At 43.3% G+C, this 1,847-nt stretch carries 3 protein-coding genes and 1 pseudogene; 2 read left to right on the plus strand and 2 right to left on the minus strand.

Annotated features, from left to right (window positions below):
• Positions 1 to 151: 151 nt before the first annotated feature.
• Positions 152 to 934 (plus strand): hypothetical protein, encoded by a 783-nt coding sequence (locus tag Q4551_RS16065; RefSeq protein WP_303434930.1) that lies wholly within the window; start codon positions 152 to 154, stop codon positions 932 to 934.
• Positions 935 to 973: 39 nt separating this feature from the next.
• Here Q4551_RS16065 and Q4551_RS16070 read toward each other — a convergent pair whose 3' ends face one another.
• Together Q4551_RS16070 and Q4551_RS16075 are read right to left on the minus strand one after the other, a co-directional pair.
• Positions 974 to 1,246 (minus strand): Txe/YoeB family addiction module toxin, encoded by a 273-nt coding sequence (locus tag Q4551_RS16070; protein WP_368501415.1) that lies wholly within the window; start codon positions 1,244 to 1,246, stop codon positions 974 to 976.
• Positions 1,227 to 1,499, minus strand: a complete 273-nt coding sequence (locus tag Q4551_RS16075) for a type II toxin-antitoxin system Phd/YefM family antitoxin (RefSeq protein ID WP_303434931.1) — start codon at positions 1,497 to 1,499, stop codon at positions 1,227 to 1,229. Before Q4551_RS16075 ends, Q4551_RS16070 begins: the two co-directional genes overlap by 20 nt.
• Before the next feature lie 154 nt (positions 1,500 to 1,653).
• Here Q4551_RS16075 and Q4551_RS16080 point away from each other — a divergent pair.
• Positions 1,654 to 1,847: pseudogene (locus Q4551_RS16080) on the plus strand (hypothetical protein); the annotation flags it as partial.

A 1,847-nucleotide genomic window follows, 5' to 3' on the forward strand; every position in this document is an offset into this window, starting at 1 on the left:
CTGGCTCATGGTTGGCACCTCTGTTGGTGAAGAGTTTATCTCTTCTTGAGGTGTCCGGGATATTCAACCAGAACAAATATCCGGCCAATCATTTGGATTTGGTATTGAATTTTCTCCGATAACAGATCCTCTCGCCGATTTAGAAGGTTCTGTGAGAGAAGAAGCTGCTGACGCTGAAGATACTGTCCGAGATGATTTGGCAGACGCTGAAGATACCGTCCGAGATGAATTGGCAGATGCTGAAGATACTGTCCGGGATGAACTAGCTGACGCAGAAGATGCAGCAGTGCAATTTGGAAGTTGGCTGGATGACAGACGGCCTGAATTAGGCATTCATAACGATGAAGAAGAGGACTCCAATAACAACTTCGCACTCATCAAAACAAGTATCGACTTTGATAATGTTTACGTTGAGACTCTAGATAATCGAAACATAGATATTTATAAGATAGAAAACTCATATACCAAGCGATCAATAACGTGGGAAAAAAAGAAGATTTTCTGGGGAGGAGTGACAATATGGTCCCCCAAGCTAGTTACCATACATATAGACAGCACTCCAGAGCCATATGAAAGCAAAGATTCAATATCAGATAAAGATCAAGATGTCGATGGATTTTATGATGACCTTGAATACTTTATTTATTCAAATATAGATGATTACGAAATAAAAACCGGAGCCTATAGGCTGGCAAATTCGGTTATGCAAATGATCGAAAACCCGGACAACGAAGAAAGGTTTTTCACTGCCACAGTTAACTACCGAAGAGCGTTAGACTGCCTAAAAGATGCAAACCCAAATTTTGTATATGCACTAAAGCTATTATCCATGGCGAGTCAAGATAGATTTGCTGCGTTTATAAGAATGGAATACACAACTGGAGCAAAATTGATTGCGGCCGAAAGATTAGGAGAACTGACATGCCAAGGATGATGAGGGTGTTCATAGTTCTGTGTCACCCTCACAGCTTCATTAGGGCTGATCATAGTGCCCGCCAATGGCGAATATATAAATAGAATGATCATCAAATCTATATATCAATCGATCCTTCTGGGATATTCGCTTCGACCAAAACCCGGAAAGATTATGTTTTAAAGGCTCTGGTTTCCCCAAGCCAGAAGATGGGTTGTCAGAGCGAAGCATTTCTTGCAGGAGTTTGCATAGAGCTTTATGCAGTTTCTTGTCTTTTTCCCGCATTTGCTCATATGCCTCCCAGGTGTTCCCCTCAAATACCAGTGATCTCATCCATCTGCTCTTTGGTCGGTTTATAGCCTTGGCTATGTTTGTGGGTTTCAAGAGAGGCTGCAATTTGCTGCATCAGATCACGATTTTGCAGAACGGACAGAGTTTCTTGCTCACGCTCCCAGTCTTCAGCGCTCAAAACGACAAAGTCCTCGCCAGCTCTACGGGTAACTTTCAAGGGTTCATGCCTGCTAACCACCTGTTCTACAACGCTTTTCAGGTTATCTCGAAATTTGTTTACGCTTATGGTATCCATATAGTCACTATTATGTACGGGAATTCCGTACAACTTTACAAGGGAGGCTCTCGCAAGGCAAATCAGTCTGACGGTTTTTCCATTACGTGCTTTTGGTAGTGTTCAAAATTCTGTGTCACCTCTATAGTTTACCCTCTACAGGGAGTGACACATCATGTCTGATAAATACGAAATCGACATTCAGGCCTTCGCTAAGGCCCTGCAGTCCGGTCAGGATCTCAATGGCAAAGACGGTCTGCTAACACCTCTGATCAAGCAGATCACCGAAGCTGCATTAGGTGCTGAACTGGATGAACATCTGGGGCAGGATTCCCAGCCTAATCGTAAAAACGGGGCCTCTCGCAAAAC

The sequence above is a fragment of the Oceanobacter sp. 5_MG-2023 genome (assembly GCF_030548165.1).
Classification (GTDB): domain Bacteria; phylum Pseudomonadota; class Gammaproteobacteria; order Pseudomonadales; family Oceanobacteraceae; genus Oceanobacter.

Excerpts from the sequence above, each read along its gene's own strand:
- Q4551_RS16075 (WP_303434931.1), bottom strand. The coding sequence starts at position 1,499 with ATGGATACCATAAGCGTAAACAAATTTCGAGATAACCTGAAAAGCGTT.
- Q4551_RS16070 (WP_368501415.1), bottom strand. The coding sequence starts at position 1,246 with ATGAGATCACTGGTATTTGAGGGGAACACCTGGGAGGCATATGAGCAA.